The organism is Roseateles sp. Mitsp63 (genome assembly GCF_059491535.1).
In genome coordinates this window covers 769,286-795,588 of sequence record NZ_CP168509.1, presented here as the reverse complement: position 1 = coordinate 795,588, position 26,303 = coordinate 769,286, and the positions used below count along the sequence as shown (strand labels likewise).

The following is a 26,303-nucleotide window of genomic DNA, read 5'->3' as shown; positions in this document are numbered from 1 at the left end:
CTTCCACCCGCTGACTCCCGGATGCAACGGTGGGGCCGCCCTCATTTGGGTGTATTGCCGTCCCCTGCGCCGGTGACGCACACTCTCGCCCGCCCCGCGGAGGAGCGGGCGGGTGGCCTCGCGACGACGGCATGTCGAACAACGAAGCCGCCATGGACACACAAAAGCCCGCCAACGGGCGACAGAGCACCACCGTGTGCGCAGCAGAGAGAGGGAATCCAATGTCACAGCACCAGGAAAGTGCGACCACCGGCGGTTTGACCGGGTGGCCGCAATCGGAGTTCCGCAAGCGCAAGCTCGACATCCGCTTCACCGGATCGGGCAGCGAGTACTTCCGCATCTGGATCGTCAACCTGCTCCTGACGATCGTCACCGCGACCTTGTATTGGCCCTTCGCGAAGGCCCGCAAGATCCGCTACTTCTACGCCAACACGCTGATCGACGGCCATGCGCTGACCTTCCACGGCGACCCCTGGAAGATGTTCCGCGGCCACGTGCTGCTGATGGTGCTCACGGGCGCCTACTCGGCGGCGGGGCATTTCTCGCCGGTGGCGGGGCTGGTGGCCTTCGGCATCCTGGCCGTGATCTGGCCGGCGCTGTGGCGCGCCGGCCTGCAGTTCCGCCTCGGCAACACCGCCTGGCGCGGCCTGAGATTCGGCTTCAACGGCTCGCTCAAGGGCGCGTACGCGGCCTTCCTGCCGCTGTGGATCGGCTCCGGCGTGATCCTCGCCGCCCAGGCCATCGGCGGCCCCACCGGCATCGCCGCCAACGGCCGGCCGCGCTTCGGCGTGATCGAGATGACCGTGCTGGGCACGATGCTGCTGGCCACGCTCTGCACGCCGTGGATCCTCACGATGATCAAGCGCTACCAGCACGGCGGCTACCGCATCGCCGGCCAGCAGGGCGAGCTGTCGATGTCGGCGGGCTCGGTGTACTGGCTGTGCCTGAAGGCCTTCGGCCTGTCGCTGCTCGTGGCCTTCGCCACAGGCCTGGTGATGGCGCTGGCGCTGGGCGCGAGCGCCGTCGTCGTGAAGTCGAAGATCGCCGGCATGATCCTCGCCTTCGTGCTGGGCGCCGCCGGCTACCTGCTGTACTTCGCGGTGATCGGCCCGTTCTTCACCGCGCGTTTCCAGAACCTGCTGTGGAACGCCACCACCTCGCAGGACCTCACGTTCACCAGCCAATTGCCGCTCGGACCGCTGGTCGGCCTGACGCTGAAGAACTGGCTGCTGACCGCGATCACGCTCGGCCTGTACCGCCCCTTCGCGGTCGTGCACACGACGCGCCTGCGGCTGGAGGCCGTCAGCCTGACGATGGACGGCGACGCCGACACCTGGGTCGCCGGCCAAGCCAGCGAGAACCCCGGGGCCGCGGGCGAGTTCGCCGGCGACTTCTTCGGCATCGACATGGGTCTGTGATGGCCGGGAACACGGCGGCGCCGTCGCTGCGGGCGGACTACTTCGACGGCCGCAGCGCCCGCGCGCGGCCGGTCCGGCTGTGGCTGGAACAGGACCAGCTGGTCGTCCATGACCAGGATCTGGAGACCGTCGAGCGCCGCTATCCCGTCCAGCGCGTGCTGTGGCCCGAGCGCACGCGCCATGGCCGGCGGCAGGCGCAGTTGCCCGACGGCGGCGTGCTGACGACGGCCGACGCCGGCGCCTGGGACGACTGGGTCCTGGCCGCGACGGACGGCCGCGGGCTCGGGACGGGCCTGGCGGTGAGCTGGTTCTCCAGCTGGCGGCGCACCGCCATCGCCCTGGTGGCGGTGGTGGCCGTGGCCGCGGCGACCTGGCACTGGGGCGTGCCGGCCGTGGCGGACACCGTCGCGCGCCACGTGCCCGCGACGATCGAGCAGTCCATCGGCGATCACGCGCTCGAGCAGCTCGAGGGCCTCCTGCTCAAGCCGAGCCGCATCCCCGAGGCCGAGCAGCGCGAATGGCGCCAGCGCTTCGCGATGATGGTCGCGAGCCAGCCCGGCCTGCCCGCCGACTACCAGCTGCACTTCCGCGACACCGGCCGCGAGCTCGGTCCCAACGCGTTCGCGCTGCCGGGCGGGCACATCGTCGTCACCGACGAACTGCTGAAGCTGCTGGGCGACCAGCCCGACGCGGTGCTGGGCGTGCTCGCGCATGAGCTCGGCCATGTGCGCGAGCAGCACGGCATGCGCCTGACGATGCGCGCGACGCTGGTGGGCGCGCTGCTGGGCGTGGCGATCGGCGATTTCTCCAGCGTGCTGGCCGGCGCGCCGACGATCCTGATGAACGCCAGCTACTCGCGCGACTTCGAGCGCGCGGCGGACGCCCAGGCCCGGCAGCTGCTGATCGACAGCGGCCGCTCGCCGCGCGCGATGCTGCTGCTGTTCGAGCGCATCGGCGACTGGCGCCACGAGCGCGAAGCGCAGGCGAAGCAGGCGGCGGCCTCCGAGCCGCAAGGCCTCTCGCGCGACATGCGCGAGGCCGCGAAGGCCGGCGCTGGCGAGATGCTGCGCATCGCGTTCAGCTCGCACCCGGCCGACGAGGAACGGATGCGCTTCTTCGAGCGCTGAGCCCGGTCCTACACTCGCCGCTCCACCTTCAATGGAGCACGAGATGACCGACAGCGGCTACGTTCTCTATGGCACCCGGGGCTCGGGCTCGGCGATCGCCGAGATCGGCCTGCGCTGGTGCGGGCAGACCTACCGGACCGTGCATGCCTCGTCGTGGGAGAGCGGCTCGGAGCAGGCCGCGCTGCGCGCGCTCAATCCGCTGATGCAGATCCCGACGCTGCGCACGCCCGAAGGCGAGGTGCTGAGCGAGAGCGGCGCGATCCTGATGCACCTGGGCCTGCGCTTCCCGGCGGCGCGCCTGCTCGGCGACGACGACCGGCAGCGCGACCAGGTCCTGCGCGGGCTGGTCTACATCGCGGCCAATTGCTACAGCTGCATCAGCGTCATCGACTACCCGGGGCGCTACACGACGCGCGCCGACAAGGACGATCACGACGCGATCATCGCGGGCACCCGGGACCGGCTGCACCGGCATTGGGAGATCTTCGCGGACATGTTCCCGGGGCGGCCCTGGCTCAGCGGCACGGCACCGGGCGCGCTCGACGCGATGGCGGTGATCGTCTCGAAATGGTCCGGGTCGAGGAAGCACCTCGAGACCGCGCGGCCGGAGTGCTTCGCGCTGCTGCAGCGCATCGAGGCGCTGCCCGTCGTCGCCGAGGTCTGCTCGGCGCACTGGCCGCCGAAGGCCGTTTGAGGCCGTTTGAGGCCGCTTGGGGGCCTCTGAGGCCGGCCGAGCGCGTTCAGGCCGCCTGGAAGCGCGGCAGCAGCCGCACATGGGTGTAGCGCGCCGGACGGGCCGCCGGCTCGCCCAGCGCATCGACCGGCGCGAAGCCGCAGCGGCTCCAGAACGTGGCCGATTCGGGGCTCTCGCAATTCACGTGGAGCCGGCTGAAGTGCCCTTGCGCGCTCGCGAGCACCGCGTTGACGAGGCGCTTCGCCAGCCCATGCCCGCGCCACGCGGGATGCACGTAGAAGCGCCGCATGCGGCCGGTGCCGGGACGCCCGGGCGCCGGCTCGACATTGAGGCCGCCGACCGCGATCGCCTGCCCGTTCGCATCGAACCAGGCCCACAGCGACTCGCCGGGCTGCTCATAGCGGTTGGCGCCGCTGCGCCATTCATCCATCAGCCGGCGCAGCATCTGCCAGCCGTCGGCTTCGCTGGCCGCGAGCAGCGGGGCCCAGGCCAAGGGGTCGATCTGATGCACGCGGATCAGGCGCGGTGCGGCGCCGTCGGAAGCCAGGGGAACCATCGAGCGAAGCGGTAACCAGTCGTGAACCGGACGGGAAAGGCCGGATTAAGCAGCAAGCGGGCGCCCCCTGCATCGGGGACAACCCGCCTGCCGCCAGCCCGCCGTCCGGCCGCCGTTCAGCGCGACGGTTCCGGCCTCTTCGCGCTGTCCGGATGCTCGACCCAGGCCTTGAGCTCCGCGCTGCGCGCGTGCTTGGGCGAGAGCTCGATGAACGCCCGGTACGCGGCCTGCGCGCCCGTGTCATCGCCGGCGCGCAGCAGCGCGTCGCCCAGGTTCAGGTGCGCCAGCGAGCGGCTGCCGTCCATCTCGATGGCCTTGCGGTACCAGCGCGCGGCCTCGGCCGGCTTGTCGCGCTTGTAGTAGATGAAGCCCAGGTTGTTGGCCGCCAGCGCGAACTTGGGCTGCAGCTTGAGCGCTTCGGTGAAGGCGGCTTCGGCCTCGTCGTAGCGGCGCTCCTTGTAGAGCTGCAGGCCGCGGTCGTTGGCGCGCTGCGCGGCCACGCGCGCCGGCACCGGCGCCTGCGCCGCGCTGGTGGCGATGGCCGTGTCCGTGCCGTCCAGGTTCTTCAGCGTGACCTGCACCGCGGCCGCGCTGGCAGGCGCCGCGCCGCTGGGCACCGAGGCCGCCGCCACCGGCTGCAGCTGCGCGTCGCGCGCCGCGTCGGCCTGCTTGGCCAGCGCGCTGGCCTTGGCGTCGAGCTGGTTGCTGTCGCCGCTCAGCGCCTGCTCCTGCGCGGAGGCGAGCTCGAAGATGAATTCGCCGCCTTCGCTGCCGGGCAGGCTGCCGAAGGCCGGCGTCTGGTGCGCGATCGACGACACCGCCGGCGCCACGTAGGCGGCCAGCTCGGTGGCGGTGATCAGGCCGTCGCCGTTGAGGTCGGCCTTGCCGGAGAGCGCCTGCAGCAGCGTCCAGGTGAAGACCGAATGGCCGCCGGGGCCGTCGTCCGCGACCTGCTGGTCGGCGCCGCCGGCCGTCATCATCTGGCGGCCGAGCCGGCGCGCGTTGTCGCGCACGAAGTTGGCGCTGCCGCCCGGCGCGCCGCCGCGCGTCAGGCCCAGGCCTGAGTAGCAGGCATCGATCACGAAGAACGCGTGCTTGGCGGGCAGCGCCTCGCCGAGCTCCTGCAGCTGCGGCATCGCGATCGCGTCGGTCTGCAGGTCGTCGGTGCCGGCATCGACCGGGATGATGTAGCCGACGTCGCGGCCGCTGGGCAGCTTGCGCGTGCTGCCATGGCCGGCGAAGAACACGAACACGCGGTCGTCGCGCTTGAGCTTGCCGTCGGCGCCCTTGCGCGCCATGCCATTGAGCGTGCGCAGGATGTTGGCGCGGGTGGCCTCGCCGTCGGTCAGCGCGGTGACGTTCTCGGGCTTGAAGCCGAACTGCGTCTGCAGCGTCTCCTGGATCGCGCGCGCGTCGCGCACCGCGTGCTGCAGGCGCGGCCAGGTCTTGTACTGGTCGATGCCGATCACCAGCGCGTAGCTCTCGCGATAGAGGTTGGCGCCGGCCAGTTCCGGCGCGGCCGTGTCCGCGGCGGGCGCGTCGACCGGCACGATCTTGCCGTCCTTCCAGGCGGCGAACCGGTAGCCCTCGGCCTTGAGCTGGTCCAGCACCAGCGGCAGCGCCTCGACGGTGCGGGCGTGGATGTCGTGAAAGAGCACGATGCCGCGCTGCTGCTTGCCGAGCTCGCCCAGCACGCGCGCCGCGATCGACTTCGGGATCGGATCGGACCAGTCGAGCGAGTCGACGTTCCACATCATCGAGCGCAGCTTGAGCGCCTCGATGGCGCCGAGCGCGGCGTCATTGCGCGCGCCGTAGGGGAAGCGGAACAGCGCCTGGCCATCGCGGCCGGCGGCGTCCAGCAGCGCCTCGGTCGACGAGGCTTCCTGCTTGACCTTGTCCAGCTCGAACTTGGACATCACGCCATGGCTGAAGCTGTGGTTCGCGATCGGATGGCCGGCGGCGAGCACGCGCTTGGCGACCTCGCTGCCCGGGCCGGGCTTGATCTTGCCGCTGGCGTCGACGCTGCCGAGGTTGCGGCCCAGTTCGAAGAACACGGCCGGCGCTTGATAGCGCTTGAGGATCTCCAGGATCTCGTCGGTGTAGCGCGGATGCGGGCCGTCGTCGAAGGTCAGCAGCACGGTCTTGGGCGGCAGCTGGCGGCCGAAGTACTCGCGCTCCTCCTTGCTGGGGCCGCGCGTGGCGGCGGCCGTCGCGGTGCCGGGGGGAGTGGCGGGGGGAGTGGCGGGGGAAGTGGCGGGCGCGGCGTCGGGGCCGTCCGGGGTCACGCTGGGACGCGCCCGCAGGTCGGGCAGGATGGTCGCGTAGTCCTTGAGGATGCCTTCGCGCGTGTACAGGCCCTTGAGCTTGGCGACGTAGTCGGTCCACTTCTCGCGCTTGGGCATGATGCCGCGCTGCACGAAGCGGCCGAAGGTGTCGCGCAGCTCCTGCTCGTAGGCGTTCTCGATCTCGGCCAGCACCGTCAGGTCCTCGCCGGCGCGCTTGGCCAGCTTCAGGCCGGCGATGCTCTGCGAGGTCGAGAACTGCTGCGACAGCTGGGTCAGGAACTCCTTGAACGCCAGGCGGTCGGCGTCGAACCACGAGGGCTCCTGCTCGACGCGGTCGAGCAGCTCCGACAGCGCGGCCAGGCCGGCGGCATCGGTGCTCTTCGAGGCGGTGTCCTCGAGCGCGCGGATGCTGTCCTGCATGTCATGGAACAGCAGCAGGCCGACGGCGTGGACGGCCTCGCGCTCGGCGGGCTTGAGGGCGGACTCGCCGTCCATCAGCACGATCATCTGGCGATAGCGGGCGAGCAGTTCCTCGCTCTGCTGGCGCAGCGTGGCGCTGACGGTGGGGCTGGCGGACGCGGCCTCGGCCGGGGCCAGCGGCCGGGGCGTGTCGGCGGACTTGCCGCAGCCGGCGAGCAGCGTGATCGCCGCGGCGGACGCGACGGCGGACAGGGCGGTCATCCAGACCGCGCCCTTGCGTTGACTTTTCTCTTGCATGCCTTCCCTCGAACTGGCGCGTGACGCTGGCCGGACGCCGTCCCTCGGTCGGCGGGGTTCCCGGAGCGGGGGCTATTGTGACCCCCTCTGTAGAATCCGCGGGTTTGTCCCACCCCCTGAACGGCCGGTTCCGGCCGGCGCGCGCCATGAATCTCTCCGCCCTCACCGCCCTGTCGCCCCTGGATGGCCGCTATGCGTCGCGCATGGCCGCGCTGCGTCCGCTGCTGTCGGAATTCGGCCTGATGCACCGCCGCGTGCAGGTCGAGATCGAGTGGTTCATCGCGCTGTCCGACGCCGGGCTGGCGGAATTCAAGCCGCTGTCGGCGGGCTCGCGCGAGTTCCTGCGCACGCTGGTGGCGAAGTTCTCGGAGAGCGACGCGCAGGCGATCAAGGACATCGAGAAGACGACGAACCACGACGTCAAGGCGGTGGAGTACTGGATCAAGCAGCAGTTCGCCGGCAAGGCCGAGCTGGAAGCGGCTGGCGAGTTCGTGCACTTCGCCTGCACGAGCGAGGACATCAACAACACCAGCCACGGCCTGATGCTGAAGGCGGCGCGCGAGCAGGTGATCCTGCCGGCGCTGGACCGCGTGATCGGCAAGCTGACCGAGATGGCGCAGGCGATGGCGGCGAATCCGATGCTGAGCCGCACGCACGGCCAGACGGCCAGCCCGACGACGGTGGGCAAGGAGATCGCGAACGTGGTGGCGCGCCTGCGCCGCGCGCGCGCGGTGATCGCCGAGGTGAAGCTGCTGGCGAAGATGAATGGCGCGGTGGGCAACTACAACGCGCACCTGTCGGCCTATCCGGAGACGGATTGGGAGGCTTTCAGCCAGTCGGTGATCGAGAAGCAGCTGGGCCTGACGTTCAACCCGTACACGATCCAGATCGAGCCGCACGACTACATGGCCGAGCTGTTCGACGCCGTGACGCGCGCCAACACCATCCTGGTGGACTGGTCGCGGGACGTGTGGGGCTATGTGTCGCTGGGCTATTTCAAGCAGAAGACGAAGGCGGGCGAGATCGGCTCGTCGACGATGCCGCACAAGGTCAACCCGATCGACTTCGAGAACGCGGAAGGCAACTTCGGCCTGGCCAGCGCGGTGCTGACGCACCTGAGCCAGAAGCTGCCGATCTCGCGCTGGCAGCGGGACCTGACGGACTCGACGGTGCTGCGCAACATGGGCGTGGCGCTGGGCTATGCGCTGCTGGGCTATGACTCGCTCAGCAAGGGGCTGGACAAGCTGGAGCTGAACCAGGGCGCGCTGGACGCGGACCTGGACGCGTCGTGGGAAGTGCTGGCCGAGCCGATCCAGACGGTGATGCGCCGCTACGCGCTGCCCAACCCGTACGAGCGGCTGAAGGAGCTGACGCGCGGCAAGACGATCACGCGCGAGTCGATCCAGCAGTTCATCCAGGGCCTGGAGCTGCCCGAGGCCGAGAAGCAGCGCCTGCTGACGATGACGCCAGGCAACTACACCGGCAAGGCCGAGGCGCTGGCCAAGCGGATCTGACGAGTCGGCGACGGCGATCGATGACGTTCAAAGGCCCGGCTCTGCCGGGCCTTTGTCGTTCTCGGGCGAGGAACACCCGCCGTCGAGCAACCGGTCCAGTGCGACGACCACCAGGACCATGACCACGATGGCGCCGGCCATGACCGCGAACAGCGCCGAGTACGACCAGTGCGCGCAGCAGTCGCGCAGGAACAGCATCGCGACGGAGAAGAGCGCGGCGGCCACCAGGCGCGGCACGAGACGGAGAACGAAGTCGGGAAAGCGTGGCATGGGCAAGGCTCGATCGGCAGCGGGAAGCGCGATTCGAGCGCGCATGAACACGGCTCGCCATGACCTTCATCGGTGGGCATGGCTAGGACATTCCCGAAGCAGCAGTGGAGCCATTCCCGCCCATGAAAAAAGGGCAGCGCATTTCTGCACTGCCCTTGCACCTTCCGGGAATCGGGGGTTTCGGGTGTCGCTCAGGAGCAGCCCGGAAGGCGCCGATGCCGGGGGGGAACCGGCATCGGTCAACCGTGATCGGCCGATCAGAACTGGTAGACCACGCCCATGCTCAGGCGGTCATCCTTCTTGTTGAAGCCGTTGGCCTGCGGCATGTTGTTGAAGCGGGTCGCTTCGGCGCGCAGCGAGACGTTCTTCGTCAGCGCGTAGTCCACGCCCACGCCCAGCTTCAGACCGGTCTTGTCCTTGTCGCCCAGGCCGTTGTTGAAGTCGCGCTGCGCGTACGCCACGCCGACCTTGCCGTAGACGCCGAAGCCGGCGCCCAGCGGCGCGCGCGCGATGCCGTCCAGCGAATACACCTTGTTCTTCGCGCTCACGCCGCCGAACTCGACTTTGCCCAGGTCCGTGTAGGCCGCCTCGACCGCGAAGTTCTCATTGAACTTGTAGCCGCCGAAGATGCTGTAGCTGTCGCTCGTGCGCTTCTGCGCGTTGCCGTCGACGCGCTGCGTCGTCTTGCCCACGTCGCCACCGATGTAGTACGGGGTCACCGGGTCGGCGTGCGCCACGCCCGCGCCCAGGGTCAGCGCCATCGCGGCGGCGGCCAGCAGGCCGGCCTTCTTGCCGTGGGTCGAGGGGCGGATGTTGTTGTTGTCGCGGTTCATTCGGAACTCCTTCAGAGCGGTTGATCGATGTCGCCCCTGGGTACGGACCCAGGCTCGTTCGACATGGGCTCATTCTGGGAATCCGGCCCGCCGCCGTCTGTGGACCGAGTGGGGCCCTTCTGTGACGGTCTATGACAGCCGCCGTCCACCGCCTTGACGAAGCTTCACGCGGGCGATCCGCGCCCGCGATGCACGCCCGCGATGCGCCGCGTCAGGCGGCGCCGGCCGGCCAGTGCAGCAGCAGCCGCGCGCCGCCCAGCCGCGGTGCCTCGCCCAGGCGCGCGTTGCCGCCATGCGCGTGGGCGACGTGCCGCACGATCGCCAGCCCCAGGCCGAAGCCGCGCGTCCCGCGCCCCTTGCGCTCCAGCCGCTTGAACGGCTCGAAGGCCGCCTCGCGCAGCCCCGGCGGCACGCCCTCGCCGTCATCGTCGATGGCGAGCCACAGCTGGCCCGCCTCGACCCAGGCCGTCAGCAGGATGCGGCCCTTCGCGTACCGCGCCGCGTTGCGCAGCCCGTTGCGGATCGCATAGGGCAGCAGCCGCTCGTCGAAGGGCAAGGCCCGCGGCAACCGCAGGTCGGTATCCAGCGCCTTGCCATCGAGCAACGGCGCCAGCGACGCCGCCTCCCGCGTCAGCATGTCGCCGAGATCGCCCTCGACCAGGTGCGGCTGCAGCGCGCCCATGTCCAGCCGCGCCAGCATCAGGCTGGCGTCGATCAGGCTGTCGAGCTCGGCGATGTCGCGCTCGCAGGCCATCACCGCCTGCTCGCGCGCGTCGCGGTCGTCCTCGTCGACCAGCGCGTCGACCGCGAAGCGCAGCCGCGCCAGCGGCGTGCGCAGTTCATGCGAGACCGCGCCCGTCAGCTCGCGCTGCGTCGCCATCGCGGCGGCGAGCCGCTCCAGCATCGCGCGCGTCGCCGCCGCCACCGGCGCGAAGAGCCGGCTCTTGAGCGGCGGCAGCTCGGTGTCGAGCCGGCCGGCGCTCAGGCGCTCGGCCGCGCGCTGCAGCCCGCGCAGGTCGCGCCACAGCGGCCGCAGCTGCCACCACGCGATCACCGCGACCGCCAGCGCGATCACGAGCGCCACGCCCAGTTGCGCGGCGAGTTCCTTCGGCAACTCGCCCGCGCGCTTCGAATCGAGCGGCCCCAGCAGCAGCAGCTGATCGGGCTCGCCCGGCAGGGCCGCGTAGATGCGGCGGTTGAAACCGGTGACCAGCACCTCCCCGCGTCCGAGCCGGCGGCGCTGCTCCGCGCTGAGGTTGGCCAGGTCGGTGCGGATCAGCCGCACCGGATAGTCGAACTGCGCGTCGAGCTGCCGCACCCGCTCCTGGCGCGCCGGCGGATCCAGCGGCGAAAGGTCGCGCACCAGCAGGTCCACCGTGCCGCGCATGAAGTTGCGGACGTAGTCGTTCGTGACCTCGGAGGCGCCGATCAGCACCAGCCCCTCGACCGCCAGGATCAGCGCCAGCACCGCCAGTCCCAGCCCCAGCGCCATCCGCAGCAGCGAGGCGCGCAGCGTCATCTCGGCCATCAGTCGATCGCGAAGAGGTAGCCCTGCCCGCGCACCGTCTTGATCCGTGCCGGCGCCTGCGCGTCGTCGCCGATCTTCTTGCGCAGCCGCGAAATGCGCGCGTCGATCGCGCGATCCAGCCCGTCGAACTCGAGTCCGCGCAGGCCCTGCATGATGTCGTCGCGGCTGACCACCTGCCCGGCGCGCTGCGCCAGGAAGTTCAGCAGCTCGTATTCGGCCGTCGTCAGCGGGATCGGCTCGCCATGCAGGCGCAGCTCGCGCGACTGCGGCAGCAGCGTCAGCGGGCCGAAGTGCAGCGCCTCGCCGGCCGGCTGCATCGCCGGCAGCGCGTCGCGCCGCAGCAGCGCCTTCAGGCGCGCCAGCAGCACGCGCGGCGCCACCGGCTTGGCGATGTAGTCGTCCGCGCCGCCTTCCAGGCCCAGCACCTGGTCGATGTCATCGTCGCGCGCGGTCAGCATCACGATGCGGCCGGGGAAATCGCGGCGCGTGTCGCGCAGCACGTCGAAGCCGTCCTTGCCCGGCAGATGGCCGTCCAGCAGCACCAGCTCGAAGGGCTCCTGGCGCATCAGCGCCTCGCCGGCCGGGCCGTCGCCGCAGACGGTCACCGCGTAGTTGGCCTTGCGCAGCGCGTCGGCGACCAGCTGCGCCAGGCGCTCGTCATCCTCGATCAGCAGGATGCGCGCCGCGGGCTGAGCAGAAATTTCCATGGCCGCGAGCATAGGCGAGCCCGCCCGCGCCTGCCTTCAGCCACGCTTAAGGGCCCGCGCCACGGCGCCCCCAGCGCGCGCGGGCGCGATTCAGCGCTCCACCGGCACGTCCAGCCGCCAGCCCGCCGGCGTGCGCACCGCGCGCAGCGCCGGATCGTCCGCCAGCGGCGCCCAGCGCTGCGCCAGGTGGTCCAGCGCCTGCGGCGACAGGTCGGTGCGGCTGGCCATCACGCGGTCCAGCGCCTCCGGCGTCAGGCAGGCCGTCAGCGCCGGCCGCGCCGGTCCCTGCAGCGCCGCGCGCCAGCGCAGGCGCAGCGCGGCGATCTCCTCGGCGTCGCCACGCTCGACCGGGTCGTGCCAGGTGTAGACCCGCGACAGGCCCTCGTGCGCCTCGGTCTGCTGCTCGCCTTCGTCGGTCATCCCGATGGCCAGCAGCACGCGCCCGGAGGCATGGTTCTCCGGCGAAGTCGTGCCCATCACGTGGCGCATGCCCAGCACCTGACGGCAGTAGTCGAAGGTGCCCGACGCCGCCTCCCGCGCGTACCCATGGCCCCAGTGGCGCGCCGGGAAGCCGTAGCCGATGTCCGGATGCGGCAGGCCCTCGCGCTGGATCACGCCGGCCAGGCCGACCAGCTCGCCGTCCTCCAGCCGCTCCACGCCCCAGAAGCCGAAGCCCAGCAGCCAGTAGCGCGCCTCCAGGCGCTCGCGGATCCAGGCCGCGGCCTGCTCCTCGGTGCGGACCTGCGCGTCGTAGATGTGCTCGATCCACGCCGGCTCGTTGAGCAGCCCCAGCACGAAGGCCGCGTCCGACTGCCGGAACCACCGCAGGCGCAGGCGCGCCGTTCTCAACACTTCCATCCACGCCTCCCAGCGTTCGTGAGCGTCCATGCCGTCCGGCCCCGCGAAGGCGCCGGCGGCAAAAGCGGGACAATACCGCACCCCGCCGGCCCCGGTGCCCGCCGCCGCGCCCGGCCGCCCGAACGACTTTCTCCCGGACACCTCATGAAATTCATGCAGAAGCTGCAGGCCGCCGAGCGCCTGAACGACTCCCTGCTGTGCGTCGGCCTGGATCCCGATCCCGCCAAGTTCCCCGCCCACTGGAAGGGCGACGCCGGCCGGATCTACGACTTCTGCGCCGCCATCGTCGACGCCACCAAGGACGTGGTGAGCGCGTTCAAGCCGCAGATCGCCTACTTCGCCGCGCACCGCGCCGAGGACCAGCTCGAGCAGCTGATGGCCCACATCAAGCGCAACGCGCCGCACGTGCCGGTGATCCTGGACGCCAAGCGCGGCGACATCGGCGCCACCGCCGAGCAGTACGCCCGCGAGGCCTTCGAGCGCTACCAGGCCGACGCGGTGACGCTGTCGCCGTTCATGGGCCGCGACAGCGTGGAGCCCTACCTGCGCTATCCGGACCGCGGCGCCTTCCTGCTGTGCCGCACCTCCAACCCGGGCGGCGACGACTGGCAGATGCAGCGCCTGGCCGACGTGCCGGGCCAGCCGCGCCTGTTCGAGCACCTGGCCGCGATCGCGCAGGGCGAATGGAACACCAGCGGCCAGCTCGGCCTGGTGGTCGGCGCGACCTATCCGAGGGAGATCGAGCGCGTGCGCGAACTCGCCCCGACGCTGCCGCTGCTGATCCCGGGCGTCGGCGCGCAGGGCGGCGATGCGGCGGCCACCGTCGCGGCCGGCTGGCGCCGCGGCACGGGCCCCGGCGCGCAGGGCGGCACGGTGATCGTGAACTCCTCGCGCGCCGTGCTGTACGCGTCCGCCGGCGAGGACTTCGCCGCCGCCGCCCGCCGTGTGGCGCTGGCGACACGCGACGCGCTGCGCCCGCCGGCCGCCGCCTGAGGGCGGTTCCCCCGGCGCCGCCAATTAATTGGCAGAAACCCCGAACGCGCACCGGCAGGCGCGCGTTTCGGGATTCCTCGACTCTTCAGAACCACCCCTGCTCGCCGAGACTCCGTTACCGGACGTTGCACTCCGGGCCGCCGCGCGCCAAGCCGCCCGACGCGGCCCCGGATTCGCGGGGTCCTCGAACAACGAGTTGGGGCGGGGTCGAGTGAGCAAGGATTCCCAGGACGATCTGAGCAGTCTGGTGGGGCAGGAGCTGTCGCGCGGCGACAGCCTGCCCGCGAAGCTGCAATGGCGCGCCGCGCGGCTGTTCATGGCCGCATGCGTGCTGCTGTCCGGACTGGCCGGCCTGCTGCTGCTGGCCAGCGCCCACGCGGCGGAGCCCTTCGGCGGCCTGGTGCCGCCGGTGCTGGCGCTGCTCACCACCTTCGCCAGCCTGGCGATGCTGTGGAAGCTGCCCGCCCATCGCGGCCCGTCCGCCACCGTGATCCTGATGGGCCTGGCGATGGCCACCGCGCTGTCGCTGGCGGTCTCGCGCCAGCTGGGGCTGAACGCCGCGAGCCTGGGCATCATGGGCCTGATGGTCGCGCTGGGCACCGGGATGATCGGCCTGGGCGCCGGGCTGGCGCTGTTCGGGCTGGGCCTGGCGGTGCTGGGCGGGCTGGCGTCGGCGGAGCTCGGCGGCTGGATCCAGGTCGGCGCCGAGCCGATCGGCCTGACCGCGCGGCTGCTGACGCAGCTGCTGCTGCTCGTGGCGGGACTGGTCGTGGGCCTGGGCACCGCCAAGCTGATCCGGCGCGCGATGCAGGAGGTCAACGAGCGCCACGCCCGCTTCCGTCACCTGCTCAACATGGCGGCGGACTGGTACTGGGAGATGGATCGCCAGTTCCGCTTCACCCACCTGGCCGAGCACAACGCCGGCGCTTCCGGGCTGTCGATGAGCGAGCGGCTGGGCCGCGCGCCGTGGGAGATCGAGCACCTGGGCCTGAGCGACGAGGAGCTCGACGCCCATCGCGCCGACCTCGAATCGCACCGCCCCTTCCGCGGCCTGGTGATGCGCCGCACGGCCGAGGACGGCACGCTGCGCTACGTCTCGGTCAGCGGCGAGCCGCGCTTCGACGCCAAGGGCAACTTCCGCGGCTACTGGGGCGTGGGCCGCGACGTCACCGACGAGGTCCAGACCGAGCAGGCCATGGTGGCCACCGAGACGCGCTACCGCGAGCTGTTCCGGCGCTCGCCGTCGCCGCTGGTGCTGCACCGCTGGGGCCGGGTGATGGACGCCAACCCGGCGGCGATGGCGATGTTCGGGTACACGCAGCGCTCGTCGATGATCGGCCAGGACCTGTTCTCGCATTACGAGCCCGGCGACGAGGAGCGCGCCCGCCAGCGCGCCGCCAAGATCGAGGCGCTGCCGGTGGGCGCGATGCTGCCGATGACGGAGTTCCGGCTGCGCACGCTGTCGCGCCGCCGCCGCCAGGTTCAGGCCACCAGCGTGCGCGTGGATGCCGCCACCGGGCCGGCGACGCTGTCCTTCTTCATCGACCAGACCGAGACCTCGCGCGCGCAGGAAGCGCTGCGGCGCTCGGAGGCGCTGCTGTCGCACCTGTTCGCGACCAGCCCGGACGTCGTCACGCTGACCGAGACCGTCAGCGGCCGCTACGTGATGGTCAACAAGACCTACGAATCGATGAGCGGCTACAGCGCCGACGAGGTGCTGGGCCGCACCGCCGAGGAGCTCGGCATCTGGCAGGACGTGGGCGACCGCGAGCGGCTGGTCGAGGCGCTGCGCCAGCAGGGCCGCGTCATCGACATGCCGGCCACCTTCATGAACCGGCGAGGCCAGGCGATCCCGATGCTGCTGTCGGCGGCGCCCTTCGTGATGGACGGCGTGTCCTACCTGGTGGTCAACGGGCGCGATGTCAGCGATTCCGAGCGCACGCGGCTGGTCCACGCGGCGATCCTGGAGAACGCGTCGATCGGCATCGCGCTGACGCGCGACCAGCGCTTCGTGCAGGCCAACCGGCTGGTGGACGAGATGTTCGGCTGGCCCGCGGGCGGGCTGATCGGACAGCCGGGCAGCGTGGTGTGGCCGGGCGCGGAGGAATACGACGCGATCGGGCGCGAGCTGGGGCCGCGGCTGGCGGCGGGCGAGCAGGTCGAGGCCGAGCGCCTGATGCGCCGGCGCGACGGCAGCCGCTTCCTGTGCCGGCTGCTGGCGCGGGCGGTGGACCCCAACCATCCGAGCCGCGGCGGCACGATCTGGATCCTGGAGGACGTGACCGAGCGGCGGCGCGTCGAGGCCGCGCTGGCGCAGGCCAAGGACGAGGCGCAGGCGGCCAACCGGGCCAAGAGCGCCTTCCTGGCCAACATCAGCCACGAGATCCGCACGCCGCTGAACGGCCTGGTCGGGCTGGCGCGGCTGCTGCAGCAGCCGGACCTGGCGGGCGACACGCGCAGCCACTACCTCGACCAGATGGTGGACAGCGCGGAGAGCCTGTCGGGGCTGATGTCGGACATCCTGGACCTGTCCAAGATCGAGGCCGGGCGGCTCACGCTGGAGACGGTGCCCTTCGCGCTGCGCGACATGCTGGCGACCATGCGCATGGGCTACCTGACGCTGGCGCAGGCGCGCGGGCTGGGTTTCAGCATCGACGTGGAGGACGCGGTGCCGGCGTGGGTGGTCGGTGATCCGGTGCGCACGCGGCAGATCCTGAGCAACTACCTGAGCAACGCGCTGAAGTTCACCGAGCAGGGCAGCGTCGCGGTGCGGGTGCGCCAGCTGGATGACCGGCGGCTGCGCATCGAGGTCAGCGACACCGGCCCGGGCATCGCCGAGGCGATGCACGAGCGGCTGTTCCAGCCGTTCACGCAGGCCGACGAATCGACGACGCGCCGCTACGGCGGCACGGGCCTGGGCCTGTCGATCTGCCGCGAGCTGGCGGGCCTGATGGGCGGCTCGGTGGGCGTGGACAGCCAGCCGGGCGCGGGCGCGACCTTCTGGGCGGAGCTGCCGCTGCCGGCGGCGCCGGCGCCGATGGGCACGCAGCGCCGCGCGCCGGCGCAGGACGCGGAGCTGGCGGGGCGGCGGATCCTGATGGTCGAGGACAACCCGGTGAACATGATGATCGCGGTGGCGATGCTGGAGCAGTGGGGCGCGGAGGTCTCGCAGGCCAGCGACGGGAGCCAGGCGGTCGAGGCGGTGACGGCGGCGGCCAGCATGGGCAAGCCGTTCGATGCGGTGCTGATGGACGTGCAGATGCCGGTCATGAGCGGCCACGAGGCGACGCGCCAGTTGCGCCAGCGCTATGACCACGGCCAGTTGCCGATCGTGGCGCTGACGGCGGCGGCGCTGGTCCAGGAGCGCGACGAGGCGCTCGACGCCGGCATGAACGAGTTCCTCACCAAGCCGATCGATGCGCAGCGGCTGCGGCAGGTGCTGGTGAGACTGACGGCGGATTGACGTGGTTGTCGCACGTTTGAAGTGCGGGAAAATTTTTCACCGCAGACTGAGCGTCGTCCCCTTCCAATCCGCCGCCTGCCAGCGCTGGAACGCGCCGAGCATCGCCACGTCGCCGGCCTGGCGCTTCGTTTCCAGCGTGTCGAGATCGACCTGCTCGTAGCTGCGCTTGTAGCGGCCTTCGGCGCGCGATTCGCGCGCGACCAGCAGCTCCTTGCCGCCTGGCACCCAGCCGGCGAACTCCGCGTAGCCCAGCCCCGGCTGCGCCGCCACCGGCGGCAGCGCCGTCATCCGCCAGCCCTGCGCCGTGCGGCGCAGCAGCCAGAGCTCGCGCCAGCCATCGGCCGGCACCGACGCGATGGCGATCGCGTTGCCCTCGCGGTTGATCCGCGCCGAGGCCGTCATCACCAGTCCCCAGGCGCAGTGGCGCAGCAGCGCCGGACTGCCTTCCTTCGCGCCGTTCGTGGCCAGCGTCAGGCAGGTCTCGCCCGGCTGGCCCGGCAGCACCGTCAGCGTCACGCCGGCCAGCGTCTGCGTCGAGGGCCCCGCGGGCAGCGCCGCCCAGCGCATCGCGTTGCCGCGCATCGCCGCGTCGTTGTAGTCGCGCTGGTCGTCCTCCGACAGCTCCGCGGGCACGACGCGCGCAAAGGCCTCGAGCGCGCGGCGCGATGCGGCCGACGAGGCATCCACCTGCAGGCTCGCGGCCGGCGCGCCGTCGCCAGCGCCGGCACGCCGCGCGCGGATGAAGGCCAGGCTGCTCCACACGCCCGCCTGCCGCATCAGCACGCGATTGCGCCAATGCGTCGCCAGCGCCGGATCACGCAGGTCGACCTTGTCCAGCACGTCCGCGCGCCACTGGTCCATCTGCTCGCGCCGCGGCGGCGTCGCGGCCGGATCCAGGCAGTCGGCGCGCGTCAGCGCGAGCGCCGCGCGCGCCTTCTGCTCGGGCGTCGACGCCGGCATCGCCAGCACGCGCCGGAACGCCTCGCCGTCATAGCAGAGCTGCATCGCGCCGGCCTCGCGCTCCAACGAACGAAAGCGCAGGCCGTAGCGCACGGCCACGTCGAGCTGCGCGGCCACCTGCGTCTCCGCGGCCGTCGCCGAGCCATCCGCCTTGGGCTGCACGCGCGAGGCGCGATCGGCCAGGCGCTCGGCCAGCGTGCCCATCGCATCGAGCGCCTCCGCGCCGTCCGCGCCATTGATCTGCTCCGCGCCCGCCGCCTGGACGTAGGCCGCGGCCAGGCCCAGCCCGAGCGACTCCGCGCCCGGCTGCTGACGCACCACGCGCAGCGCGGCCAGCAGCGCCTCCGGCTGCGCGGCCGGGCCGGCCAGCGGCAGCAGCGCGGCCTTGCGGACGAAGCCGCCGCGCTCGCGTCGGTAGTCGTAGACCTGGAAATGATCCGGACGCTCGCCGCGGATCTCCAGTGCCTCCCCGCGCCACAGCTGCGCCTGCGCGGGCGAGCCGTCCTTCGCCGCGGCGCGCAGCGCGGCGTTGTCCTGCACCACCAGCGCCGTGCGCGCTGGCACGGCGCCGTCGGCGGCACCGGCCCGCTTGATCGGCGGCTTGGGCGCGGTGTCGTCGGTGGCCGCCTCGGCGGCGTGGACACACAGCAGTTGCACGGCGACGGCGGCGATGGCGGCGGCCATCACGAGCTTCATGCGGCACATGGCGATTTCCTTGGCGTTTTTCTTGGCGTGTTCCTTGACGTTCATTGCGGCGCTCATGACGGCGGTCATTGCGCGGCCTGCTCCTGGGCCGCCGGCGCGGCGTCCGTCTTCGTCCCCAGCAGCGTCTTGCCGATGAAGCCGCCATCCGACGGCGGCGGCGCGATGATCACCTGCACCTTGTCGGACAGCTTGTCGGCCATCGCCTTCTGGATCAGCAGCGGATGGCGGCTCAGCAGCGCCCCCTCGGCGGCCATCTGGTCGACGGCGACCTTGCCGATGCGCGTCTGCCGGTAGGCCTCCGCATCGGCCAGCTTCTCGCGCGCCTTGGCCTCGCCATCGGCCTCGATGCCGCGCGCCTGCGCGTTGCCCTCGGCCATGCGGACCCGCGCCACGCGCTCCGCCTCGGCCTCCAGCTGCCGCTGCTCGACCTGGCGCTGCTTGAAGGGCAGCACATGCTTCATCGCCTCCTCCTGGCCCTTGGCGGCGATGACCTGCTCGCGCGCCGAGGCCTCGGCGGCCGTCTCGCGGCGCACCTTCTCCGCGGCGGCCTCGAGCTCGGTCTGCTTGACCTGCTTCTCCTTGAGCTCCAGCGTGTAGCGCATCTTCTCGCTCGCCAGGCCCTCGGACAGCAGGTTCTCCAGGCCCGCGCGGTACTCCTGCGGCAGGTCGACGTTGCCGATCTCCAGGCCGCGCAGCACGATGCCGTCCAGCGCCAGCTTGCGGCGCAACTCGCCCTCGAGCGCGGCCTGGATCGGGCCGCGCTGCGTCGAGAAGATCTCGCGCACCGTGTGCGTCGCGATCTGGCGGTAGACGATGCCCTGCAGCGCCGGGGCGATCACGTCGCCCTCGATGTCGTCGGGCAGCGTGGCGGCCAGCTGCGCCAGCCGCGCCGGGTCGACGGTCCAGCGCACCGTCAGGTCCAGGCCCAGCGACAGACCCTCGAGCGACTGCAGCGGCGCCTCCCCGTCGGCGCGGGCGAAGCGGGTCGGGTGATAGCTGCGGTCGCGCAGCGGCAGGTCGCGGATGTCGTGCAGGCCGGGGATGCACAGCAGCGAGCCCGAGCGGGCCTCGGTCACGCCACCGGTCAGCTGGTTGGTGCGCAGGCTCACGGCGCCACGCGGCACTTCGTGCAGCGGCGGATGGGCCACGAGCAGCGCCACCGCGCCGGCGACGGCCGTCAGGCCGGCCAGCCAGGGCAGGCAGCGGACAAAGCCGGCGCCGGCGCGCTGGAGGGCCGCGCCGGAGCGGCCGGACGCATCGCCGCCGATATCGCCGCGGACATCGCCGCCGATGTCACCGTCCTGGCGGCGGGAGAAGCCGGGCAGCCGAGCCTTCAGCCGTGCGGCGGCGTTGCGGATCGATTGCAGGCGGTCGTTCATGAGGTCCTCCGGGGTGCCCGGACTCGGGCTGTTGGGATGACGCTCATGGTCCGGAGACGGCGCGGAAGCCTCAATGCGGGCGGGCGGCGGCTGCCTTCACGGTCCGGAAGAAACCTTCACGCGCCGGCGGCGCGCGGGCGGCCGGGCCTGTCCATAATCCGGCGCCATGGCCACCCCCAGGAACAAGGTCGCCGTCATCGAGGACGACCGCCCCACCAGCGAGCAACTGGCCGGCTGGATCCGCGCCGCGCGGCCCGAGCTGCAGGTCGATCAATGGTTCGACCGCGACGCCGCCGAGGCCGCGCTGGCCCGCGAGCGCTACGAGATGGTCGTGCTCGACATCGAGCTCGGCCGCGAGCGCAACGCCGGCATCGCGCTGATCAACGAGATCAACAAGCTGGGCGCCGGCACGCCGGTGCTGGTGGTGTCGGCGATGCCGGCGGCGATCTACCGCGGGATCATGAAGGCGCTCGACGCCTGGGACTACCTGCAGAAGACCAGCTTCGACGAGGCCGAGTTCATCGACACCTTCCTCGACATCCTGCGCGCCGCGCGGGCCCGCGCGAACGCGGAACCGGCCGCCGCCGCGCCGGACGCGCTGCAGCTGGACCCGCTCTGGCAGCGCAGCCCGCTGTGGAAGGGCCAGCGCATCAACCTGCCGCTGACGGCGCAGCGCATCCTCGCCACGCTGCACCAGCGCGCGCCCGAGGTGGTGTCGTACGAGGAGCTCTACGACGTGGTGAAGAGCGGCCGCACCCGCGACAACGTCCGCAAGCATGTGTCCACGCTGCGCGAGGCGCTGAAGGAGGTCGATCCCGGCTTCGACGCGATCGAGAACGTGCCGATGCGGGGATTCAGGTGGTTGGGGCCGCGGTGATCCCGGCCCTCACCCCCGCCCTCTCCCGCGACGCGGGAGAGCAACCGTGTCAAGCGCTGCTGCTGACCAACTCCCTCGCCCCCCGCGAGGGGGGAGAGGGCAGGGGAGAGGGGGTGCTTCGAAGGGCAGCAGCGCTGGGGCACGAGCCCCCTCTTCCCTCCCTCTCCCCGCGGGGGCGAGGGGGTTTACTACGACGTCCGGCTCTTACTCCCTCGCCCGCTTTGCGGGAGAGAGTGCGACTGGTGGCCGCTCGTCCGCGTTGGCGCGAGTTGGAAGCGAGGGGCGCCGCATGAAGCTCGGACCGGTCGAGCTGCCGGCGCTGGCCGTGCCGCGCCTGGGCCTGGCGGCGTTCCGGCGCCGCGCGGTGGTGCATCTGGCCTTCCTGCTGCTGGCGCTGGCGACGGTCGGCCTGGTGCTGACGGTGCTGATCGACCAGAAGCAGCGCGCCTACCAGCGCTACGCGCAGGGCTTCCGGCAGTCGCTGGCCGAGATCGTGCTGCAGCTGCGCCATCCGAGCGGGCAGCTCGCGCTGCTCAATCCGACGATGGGCGCCGGCGGCCGCGACGGCCAGGCGCCGGTGCTGCTGCCGTTCTCGGCGATCGATTTCGACGACCAGAACAAGGCCCAGCGCGCGGTGGAGATGGCCGGCTGCGGCCTGCGCTGGCCCGATGGCGCGAGCCTGTGCGCCGCCGTCGGCGCGAACGCGTATGCGGGCGGCTTCCTGTACCTGGTCGGCAGCCTGGAGAGCGGCCCGCTGACCGGGCGCGAGCATGGCGCGCTCGATCTCGCCGGCGTGCATCGCGCCCGCGTCACGCTGACGCTGCGCGGCCAGACGCAGACCTGGATCGCGCCGTTCGAGGGCGCGGCCGCGTCCGACGGCACGCAGCGCGGCCGGCTGACCGGCTTCACCGGCGCGGGGCCGCAGCTGCCCGGCAAGGCCCGGCCGGTGCGAGAGTTCCGCGGCTGGCTCTGGCGCGAGGGCCCCTGCGCGGAAGGCAGCAGCGGCCCATCCTGCGCGCGGCGGACCTTCTATTCGATCCGGCTGCCGGTGGAGGCGTTCCAGGAGGCGCTGTTCGATGGCGACGGCCATCGCGCGCGGCCGGTGTGGCCGCCGGCCGACCTCGACCAGGCGCGGGTGCGGGTGGAGCTGCTCGGCCCGGCCGACGCCGCGACTGGCCAGACGCCGCCGGTGCTGTTCGACAGCGCGCGGCCGGGCGCGTCGCTGGCGCTGTCGCTGGACCGCATCGGCGCGTCGCTGCAGCCCGGCGAGACGCTGCGCATCGAGCGCCTGGGCCGCCAGCCGCAGACCATCGCCGAGCGGCGCGGGCCGGAGCTGTCCGAGCGCGCGCTCCCGTGGCTGATCCACGTGATGCGGCGGCTGCCGGTGCGCGGCGAGGTGCTGGGCGCGGGCGCCGGCACCGACGCGGCCGAGGTGCGCTGGCTGACCGCCTCCGACGAGGTCGCGACGCCGAGCGGGCGCTACCGGCTCGACCTGCGCGGCGACCTGCGCAGCCTGGACCGCCAGCTCGCGCTCGAGGCGCGGCCGCTGGCCTGGCTGGCGGCGGCGATGCTGTCGGCGGTGGCGCTGGCCTGGCTGATGGTGGAACTGGGCCTGATCCGCGGCATCGCGGTGCTGACCCGGCGCGCGGCGGCCGTCTCCTACAACATGCAGGACGCGCGGGCGGACCAGCGCATCGGCGAGCTCGACGTGGCCGACCTGCGCGGCCGGGACGAGCTGGGCATCCTGGCGGGCAGCCTCGCCGACGCGCTGAGCCGCGTGAAGGACGGGCTGCGCCGCGAGCAGCTGCGCGCCGAGCGCGAACGCGAGATGTGGCATGCGGTGGGCCACGAGATCATGTCGCCGCTGCAGTCGCTGATGCTGCTGCACGGCGCGGCGGACGATCCCAGCCACCGCTACGTGCAGCGGATGCAGCAGGCGGTGAAGGTGCTCTACGGCAGCGCGCCGCCCAGCGAGGCGCTGGCCTCGGCCGACCTGCATCCGGAGGTGCTGGACCTGGCGGCCTTCTGCCGCGAAGTGGCCGGAAACGCGCATTACGCCGGCATCGAGGCGGTGAGCTTCGCGACCGGGCTGGCCGGCCCGCAGCCGGTGCATGCCGAGGCCTACGCGCTGGAGGATGCCGTCACCCATGTGCTGCGCAACGCGGACCGCTACCGGCCGCGGGGCACGCCCATTGCCCTCACGCTGGAGGCGGGCGAGCCCGGCACGGTGCTGCTGCGCATCCGCAACCAGGGGCCTCCGATCGACGAGGCGATGCTGGAGAAGATCTTCGAATACGGCGTGTCCGACACCGCGCCGCAGGCTTCCGGCGAGCGCCGCGGACAGGGGCTGTTCGTCGCGAAGACCTATCTCGCGAAGATGGATGGCGGCATCCGGGCATTCAACGTGCCGGAAGGCGTGGTGTTCGAGATGACATTGCGCCGCGCCGCGGCCTGACGGGCGCGCCCTTTCCGCTTCAGGAGGTCTCCATGCCGATGAATCCCCATTACGCGCTGACCGAGCCGATCCGCGACGCGGTCGACACCTTGTCGAAGGACCACCCGCTGCTGGTCGAGTTCGGCGCCTCGTGGTGCCCGATCTGCAATGCCGCGCAGCCCTTGCTGGAGCAGGCCTTCGGCGGTGGGCACGAGCGGGTGCAGCACATCAAGGTCGAGGACGGGAAGGGGCAGCCGCTGGGGCGCTCGTTCAAGGTGAAGCTCTGGCCGACGCTGATCTTCATGAAGGATGGGCAGGAGGTGGAGCGCCTGGTCAGGCCCACGAACGCCGAGGACATCCGGGCGGCGTTGACGCGGATCGACGGCGGCTGACGGACAATCCGGCGCCATGACTGAAGCCCATGTGCTGCTCCCCAAGGACGGAGCGCCCGACCTGCTGTTCGTGCTGCTGCACGGTGCCGGTGGAGATGCCCAGCAGATGCGTCCGCTCGCCGAGGCGCTGCACCGCCAGTACCCGCGCGCCGCGCTGGTGCTGCCCGAGGGCTTCGAGCCCTTCGACGCGATCCCGGGCGGCGGGGCGGGACACCAGTGGTACTCCGAGCAGGGGGATGACGCGCTCAAGGCGCAGCGGCTGACGGCGGCGGTGCCGGCATTGATCGCGCTGGTGCGGGCCTGGGCGGAGAAGCTGGGGCTGAGCTGGGAGCGGGTCGCGCTGGGCGGGTTCTCGCAGGGCGCGATCCTGGCGCTGGAGGCGCTGCAGCAGGAGGAGCAGCTCGCGGGCCGCGTGCTGGCCTTCGGTGGCGCGTATGCGTACTGGCCGCAGCATGCGCCCAAGGATGTGTCCATCCATCTGCTGCATGGCAAGGACGATGCGGAGCTGCCTTATCCGGCGCTGCTGAACGCGGCGCGCGAGCTGATGGCGCTGGGCGCGGACATCACCGCGGACGTGCTGCCGCGGGTCGGGCATGAACTGCATCCGGAGCTCATCGAGCGCGCGATGGAGCAGCTGCGCACCTTCATCCCGGCGCGCCTGTGGCGCGAGGCGGTCCTCGCCGCCGCGGAGCAGGACAAGGGCGAGCAGAAGCACTGACGCGCTCTCCCTCGACAAGAACTCCCTCGCCCCCCGCGGCCAGCCTCAATCGAGGGTGACCTCGGTCCTCACCGTGCCGGCCCGGTCCGCCCACGCGACCAGGCTCAGCCTCGTCCCCTGCGGCGCCCGCACCACCCATTCCCCATAGGCCCGATCGCCCGTGATGTCCCGCTCCGGCAGGAACGCCAGCTGCGTCTGCTTCGGCGCATGCCCTTCGAGCTGCGGCCCTTCCATCCGCGGCTTCCCGCTGACCAGCCCCACCTCCGGATCCACCGGCAGGAAGATCTCGAACATCACCCCGCGCGTCTGCTTGCGCGCCAGCGCCTGCTTGGTGACGTAGGCCGGCAGCCATCCGCTGTTCCCCACCGCCATCCGCACCCGCCACGTATCCGGCCCGAGCGCCCGCACCTCCGTCCGCAGCAACTCCAGCTTCGGCAGGCTGAGCGCGATCTGGTTCATCCACGCCGGGAACCGCGCCGCCTCGCGCTCACGCAGATGCGGCGGCGGATTGCGCCAGTAGTTCATCTTGTCCCAGCCCCCGATCTCCACCGGCCCCAGCTGCGGATGCATGAACGGCCGCCACTCGACATGCGCCTGCCCGCCGCAGTGCTCGTCGCTCCACTTCAGCAGCTTGAGGTCGTCCTCGACCGGATGGTCGCGGAACCAGTCGATCCACTTGTAGCCCTCGATGCCGGCTTCCTTGTTCGGCGACCACAGCTCCACGACCCAGAACAGCGCACCCAGGTGCTCATAGACCCAGTCCTGCGTGCCGGTGATGACTTCCTTGGGGTGGTACTTGAACTCGTGCCAGATGCTCACCGCCGGATAGCCGGTGCGCTGCTCGCCGAGCTTGGAGAAGCGCTGATAGGTCCAGAGGTCCTCGGGCGCCATGTCCTCGTCGCTGCGCGTGCCGCAGGGGCGCAGGATCACGCCGCTGTGGGTGTGGAAGCTGACCGCCGCGCCGATGTTGGGATGGCCGACCATGAAGTCGACCATCGCGCGCACCTCCGGCTCGCTGGTCGGGTACGGCCCGGCGCCGACCTGCTCGAACTCCTGCCGCCAGCCCGCCGGGAAGTTGCGGTTCAGGTCCAGGCCCTCGCTGTCGCGGTTGACCTTGATGCTGAGCCCGTCGTGATTGATCACCAGGCCCTCGGGCATCAGCCGGAAGTACTCGCCGCCGAACTCGCCCGGCTCGCGCGGCACCATCAACCGCGCATCGGACGCATGCTTCTTGTAGCCGCCATGCGGATCGGGCACCCGCATGGTCAGGATGCGGCCGTCGCCGTCGATGTCCTCGACGCTGAGCCCCTCGACCGGTTCCTCGTCGAACGGATAGGGCCGCGTCGACGAGCGGATGTGGCGCGGCCGGTCCGCCAGCGCGAGCTCGGCGCCATCGGGGTTCAGGCGCGGCACCAGGTAGATCGTGCGCGTGTCCAGCAGCTGCGTGACCTGCGCGTCGCTGCCGTACTGGCTCAGCAGCTCGTGCAGGTAGTAGAGGCAGGTCGTGCAGGCGGTCAGCTCCGCGGCGTGGATGTTGCCGTCGACCCAGAACGCGGGCTTTTCGACGTCGGCGCCGGTCGCGGTGTTGGTGAGGATGACCGCCCAGATCTCGCGCCCCTCGAAGCTGCGCCCGATGGAGCGCACCGACACCAGGTTGGGCCGCGCCTGCGCATAGCCGAAGAGCAGCTGCGTGAGCGCCTCGTAGCGGGGGAACTCGTCGAAGCGCGGGCTCGGCAGCGCCAGCGTGGGCGCGGGCTCGGCGGCGGGCGGGAGAGCGGTCATGGACATCCCAGGGGCGGTGGCGGTGCGGCCGATTTTGCATGGGGCGGCCCCGGCGTCCGAGAGGGCTCTCCAGTCCGCGGCAGCGCGTTTACC

General features: G+C 71.7%; 20 protein-coding genes. 10 read left to right on the top strand and 10 right to left on the bottom strand.

Annotated elements, in window-relative coordinates:
* Positions 1-221 precede the first annotated feature (221 nt).
* The 3 genes from ACEN96_RS03405 to ACEN96_RS03395 are packed head-to-tail and all read left to right on the top strand — an operon-like array spanning position 222 to position 3,239.
* A complete protein-coding gene (locus tag ACEN96_RS03405; RefSeq protein ID WP_495586646.1) occupies positions 222-1,418 on the top strand; it encodes a YjgN family protein in 1,197 nt (398 codons plus the stop codon).
* Positions 1,418-2,545, top strand: coding sequence for a M48 family metallopeptidase (locus tag ACEN96_RS03400; protein ID WP_495586645.1), 1,128 nt, complete (start codon positions 1,418-1,420; stop codon positions 2,543-2,545). The genes ACEN96_RS03405 and ACEN96_RS03400 overlap by 1 nt, the downstream gene beginning before the upstream one ends.
* A gap of 43 nt (positions 2,546-2,588) precedes the next feature.
* On the top strand, positions 2,589-3,239 hold the full coding sequence (locus tag ACEN96_RS03395) for a glutathione S-transferase family protein (RefSeq protein WP_495586644.1): 651 nt from the start codon (positions 2,589-2,591) through the stop codon (positions 3,237-3,239).
* A gap of 46 nt (positions 3,240-3,285) precedes the next feature.
* On the opposite strand, the gene ACEN96_RS03390 is transcribed toward ACEN96_RS03395, so the two are convergent.
* Both ACEN96_RS03390 and ACEN96_RS03385 read right to left on the bottom strand, forming a co-directional pair.
* Entirely contained in the window at positions 3,286-3,795 is a 510-nt protein-coding gene (locus ACEN96_RS03390) for a GNAT family N-acetyltransferase (RefSeq protein WP_495586643.1), read from the bottom strand.
* Positions 3,796-3,911: 116 nt separating this feature from the next.
* Positions 3,912-6,797 (bottom strand): polysaccharide deacetylase family protein, encoded by a 2,886-nt coding sequence (locus ACEN96_RS03385; protein ID WP_495586642.1) that lies wholly within the window; start codon positions 6,795-6,797, stop codon positions 3,912-3,914.
* Between the two features lie 146 nt (positions 6,798-6,943).
* Between ACEN96_RS03385 and purB the strand changes: the two genes are divergently transcribed.
* Positions 6,944-8,311: an adenylosuccinate lyase gene (gene purB, locus ACEN96_RS03380; RefSeq protein WP_495586641.1), complete on the top strand. Its 1,368-nt coding sequence runs from the start codon at positions 6,944-6,946 to the stop codon at positions 8,309-8,311.
* A gap of 27 nt (positions 8,312-8,338) precedes the next feature.
* On the opposite strand, the gene ACEN96_RS03375 is transcribed toward purB, so the two are convergent.
* The 5 genes from ACEN96_RS03375 to ACEN96_RS03355 all read right to left on the bottom strand — a co-directional run bounded on the left by ACEN96_RS03375 (position 8,339) and on the right by ACEN96_RS03355 (position 12,507).
* Positions 8,339-8,581 (bottom strand): hypothetical protein, encoded by a 243-nt coding sequence (locus ACEN96_RS03375; protein WP_495586640.1) that lies wholly within the window; start codon positions 8,579-8,581, stop codon positions 8,339-8,341.
* A gap of 257 nt (positions 8,582-8,838) precedes the next feature.
* Complete coding sequence (locus tag ACEN96_RS03370; RefSeq protein ID WP_495586639.1) at positions 8,839-9,414, bottom strand: porin; 576 nt, start codon at positions 9,412-9,414, stop codon at positions 8,839-8,841.
* Positions 9,415-9,625: 211 nt separating this feature from the next.
* Positions 9,626-10,942 (bottom strand): ATP-binding protein, encoded by a 1,317-nt coding sequence (locus ACEN96_RS03365; protein WP_495586638.1) that lies wholly within the window; start codon positions 10,940-10,942, stop codon positions 9,626-9,628.
* A complete protein-coding gene (locus ACEN96_RS03360; protein ID WP_495586637.1) occupies positions 10,942-11,649 on the bottom strand; it encodes a winged helix-turn-helix domain-containing protein in 708 nt (235 codons plus the stop codon). Before ACEN96_RS03360 ends, ACEN96_RS03365 begins: the two co-directional genes overlap by 1 nt.
* Positions 11,650-11,739: 90 nt before the next feature.
* Positions 11,740-12,507, bottom strand: coding sequence for a GNAT family N-acetyltransferase (locus tag ACEN96_RS03355; protein ID WP_495586636.1), 768 nt, complete (start codon positions 12,505-12,507; stop codon positions 11,740-11,742).
* A gap of 144 nt (positions 12,508-12,651) precedes the next feature.
* On the opposite strand from ACEN96_RS03355, the gene pyrF reads away from it, so the two are divergent.
* Positions 12,652-13,500: an orotidine-5'-phosphate decarboxylase gene (gene pyrF, locus ACEN96_RS03350; RefSeq protein ID WP_495586635.1), complete on the top strand. Its 849-nt coding sequence runs from the start codon at positions 12,652-12,654 to the stop codon at positions 13,498-13,500.
* A 211-nt stretch (positions 13,501-13,711) separates the two neighbouring features.
* Entirely contained in the window at positions 13,712-16,963 is a 3,252-nt protein-coding gene (locus ACEN96_RS03345) for a PAS domain-containing hybrid sensor histidine kinase/response regulator (RefSeq protein ID WP_495586634.1), read from the top strand.
* Between the two features lie 36 nt (positions 16,964-16,999).
* Here the strand turns inward: ACEN96_RS03345 and ACEN96_RS03340 are convergent, their stop codons facing one another.
* Positions 17,000-18,685, bottom strand: coding sequence for an SH3 domain-containing protein (locus tag ACEN96_RS03340; protein WP_495586633.1), 1,686 nt, complete (start codon positions 18,683-18,685; stop codon positions 17,000-17,002).
* An 8-nt stretch (positions 18,686-18,693) separates the two neighbouring features.
* Positions 18,694-20,007 carry an SPFH domain-containing protein gene (locus ACEN96_RS03335; protein ID WP_495586632.1) on the bottom strand — a complete coding sequence of 438 codons (1,314 nt, stop codon included), beginning with the start codon at positions 20,005-20,007 and terminating at the stop codon, positions 18,694-18,696.
* 166 nt (positions 20,008-20,173) lie between these two features.
* On the opposite strand from ACEN96_RS03335, the gene ACEN96_RS03330 reads away from it, so the two are divergent.
* The 4 genes from ACEN96_RS03330 to ypfH all read left to right on the top strand — a co-directional run bounded on the left by ACEN96_RS03330 (position 20,174) and on the right by ypfH (position 24,428).
* On the top strand, positions 20,174-20,884 hold the full coding sequence (locus ACEN96_RS03330) for a response regulator (RefSeq protein WP_495586631.1): 711 nt from the start codon (positions 20,174-20,176) through the stop codon (positions 20,882-20,884).
* Positions 20,885-21,173: 289 nt separating this feature from the next.
* On the top strand, positions 21,174-23,339 hold the full coding sequence (locus ACEN96_RS03325; RefSeq protein WP_495586630.1) for an ATP-binding protein: 2,166 nt from the start codon (positions 21,174-21,176) through the stop codon (positions 23,337-23,339).
* Positions 23,340-23,371: 32 nt separating this feature from the next.
* Positions 23,372-23,710: a thioredoxin family protein gene (locus tag ACEN96_RS03320; RefSeq protein WP_495586629.1), complete on the top strand. Its 339-nt coding sequence runs from the start codon at positions 23,372-23,374 to the stop codon at positions 23,708-23,710.
* Positions 23,711-23,726: 16 nt separating this feature from the next.
* Positions 23,727-24,428, top strand: coding sequence for an esterase (gene ypfH, locus ACEN96_RS03315; RefSeq protein ID WP_495586628.1), 702 nt, complete (start codon positions 23,727-23,729; stop codon positions 24,426-24,428).
* A 45-nt stretch (positions 24,429-24,473) separates the two neighbouring features.
* Here ypfH and ACEN96_RS03310 read toward each other — a convergent pair whose 3' ends face one another.
* Positions 24,474-26,210 (bottom strand): M14 family metallopeptidase, encoded by a 1,737-nt coding sequence (locus ACEN96_RS03310; RefSeq protein WP_495586627.1) that lies wholly within the window; start codon positions 26,208-26,210, stop codon positions 24,474-24,476.
* Between the last annotated feature and the right edge of the window lie 93 nt (positions 26,211-26,303).

Excerpts from the sequence above, each read along its gene's own strand:
- ACEN96_RS03405 (WP_495586646.1), top strand. The coding sequence starts at position 222 with ATGTCACAGCACCAGGAAAGTGCGACCACCGGCGGTTTGACCGGGTGG.
- ACEN96_RS03400 (WP_495586645.1), top strand. The coding sequence starts at position 1,418 with ATGGCCGGGAACACGGCGGCGCCGTCGCTGCGGGCGGACTACTTCGAC.
- ACEN96_RS03395 (WP_495586644.1), top strand. The coding sequence starts at position 2,589 with ATGACCGACAGCGGCTACGTTCTCTATGGCACCCGGGGCTCGGGCTCG.
- ACEN96_RS03390 (WP_495586643.1), bottom strand. The coding sequence starts at position 3,795 with ATGGTTCCCCTGGCTTCCGACGGCGCCGCACCGCGCCTGATCCGCGTG.
- ACEN96_RS03385 (WP_495586642.1), bottom strand. The coding sequence starts at position 6,797 with ATGCAAGAGAAAAGTCAACGCAAGGGCGCGGTCTGGATGACCGCCCTG.
- purB (WP_495586641.1), top strand. The coding sequence starts at position 6,944 with ATGAATCTCTCCGCCCTCACCGCCCTGTCGCCCCTGGATGGCCGCTAT.
- ACEN96_RS03375 (WP_495586640.1), bottom strand. The coding sequence starts at position 8,581 with ATGCCACGCTTTCCCGACTTCGTTCTCCGTCTCGTGCCGCGCCTGGTG.
- ACEN96_RS03370 (WP_495586639.1), bottom strand. The coding sequence starts at position 9,414 with ATGAACCGCGACAACAACAACATCCGCCCCTCGACCCACGGCAAGAAG.
- ACEN96_RS03365 (WP_495586638.1), bottom strand. The coding sequence starts at position 10,942 with ATGGCCGAGATGACGCTGCGCGCCTCGCTGCTGCGGATGGCGCTGGGG.
- ACEN96_RS03360 (WP_495586637.1), bottom strand. The coding sequence starts at position 11,649 with ATGGAAATTTCTGCTCAGCCCGCGGCGCGCATCCTGCTGATCGAGGAT.
- ACEN96_RS03355 (WP_495586636.1), bottom strand. The coding sequence starts at position 12,507 with ATGGAAGTGTTGAGAACGGCGCGCCTGCGCCTGCGGTGGTTCCGGCAG.
- pyrF (WP_495586635.1), top strand. The coding sequence starts at position 12,652 with ATGAAATTCATGCAGAAGCTGCAGGCCGCCGAGCGCCTGAACGACTCC.
- ACEN96_RS03340 (WP_495586633.1), bottom strand. The coding sequence starts at position 18,685 with ATGAGCGCCGCAATGAACGTCAAGGAACACGCCAAGAAAAACGCCAAG.
- ACEN96_RS03335 (WP_495586632.1), bottom strand. The coding sequence starts at position 20,007 with ATGAACGACCGCCTGCAATCGATCCGCAACGCCGCCGCACGGCTGAAG.
- ACEN96_RS03330 (WP_495586631.1), top strand. The coding sequence starts at position 20,174 with ATGGCCACCCCCAGGAACAAGGTCGCCGTCATCGAGGACGACCGCCCC.
- ACEN96_RS03325 (WP_495586630.1), top strand. The coding sequence starts at position 21,174 with ATGAAGCTCGGACCGGTCGAGCTGCCGGCGCTGGCCGTGCCGCGCCTG.
- ACEN96_RS03320 (WP_495586629.1), top strand. The coding sequence starts at position 23,372 with ATGCCGATGAATCCCCATTACGCGCTGACCGAGCCGATCCGCGACGCG.
- ypfH (WP_495586628.1), top strand. The coding sequence starts at position 23,727 with ATGACTGAAGCCCATGTGCTGCTCCCCAAGGACGGAGCGCCCGACCTG.
- ACEN96_RS03310 (WP_495586627.1), bottom strand. The coding sequence starts at position 26,210 with ATGACCGCTCTCCCGCCCGCCGCCGAGCCCGCGCCCACGCTGGCGCTG.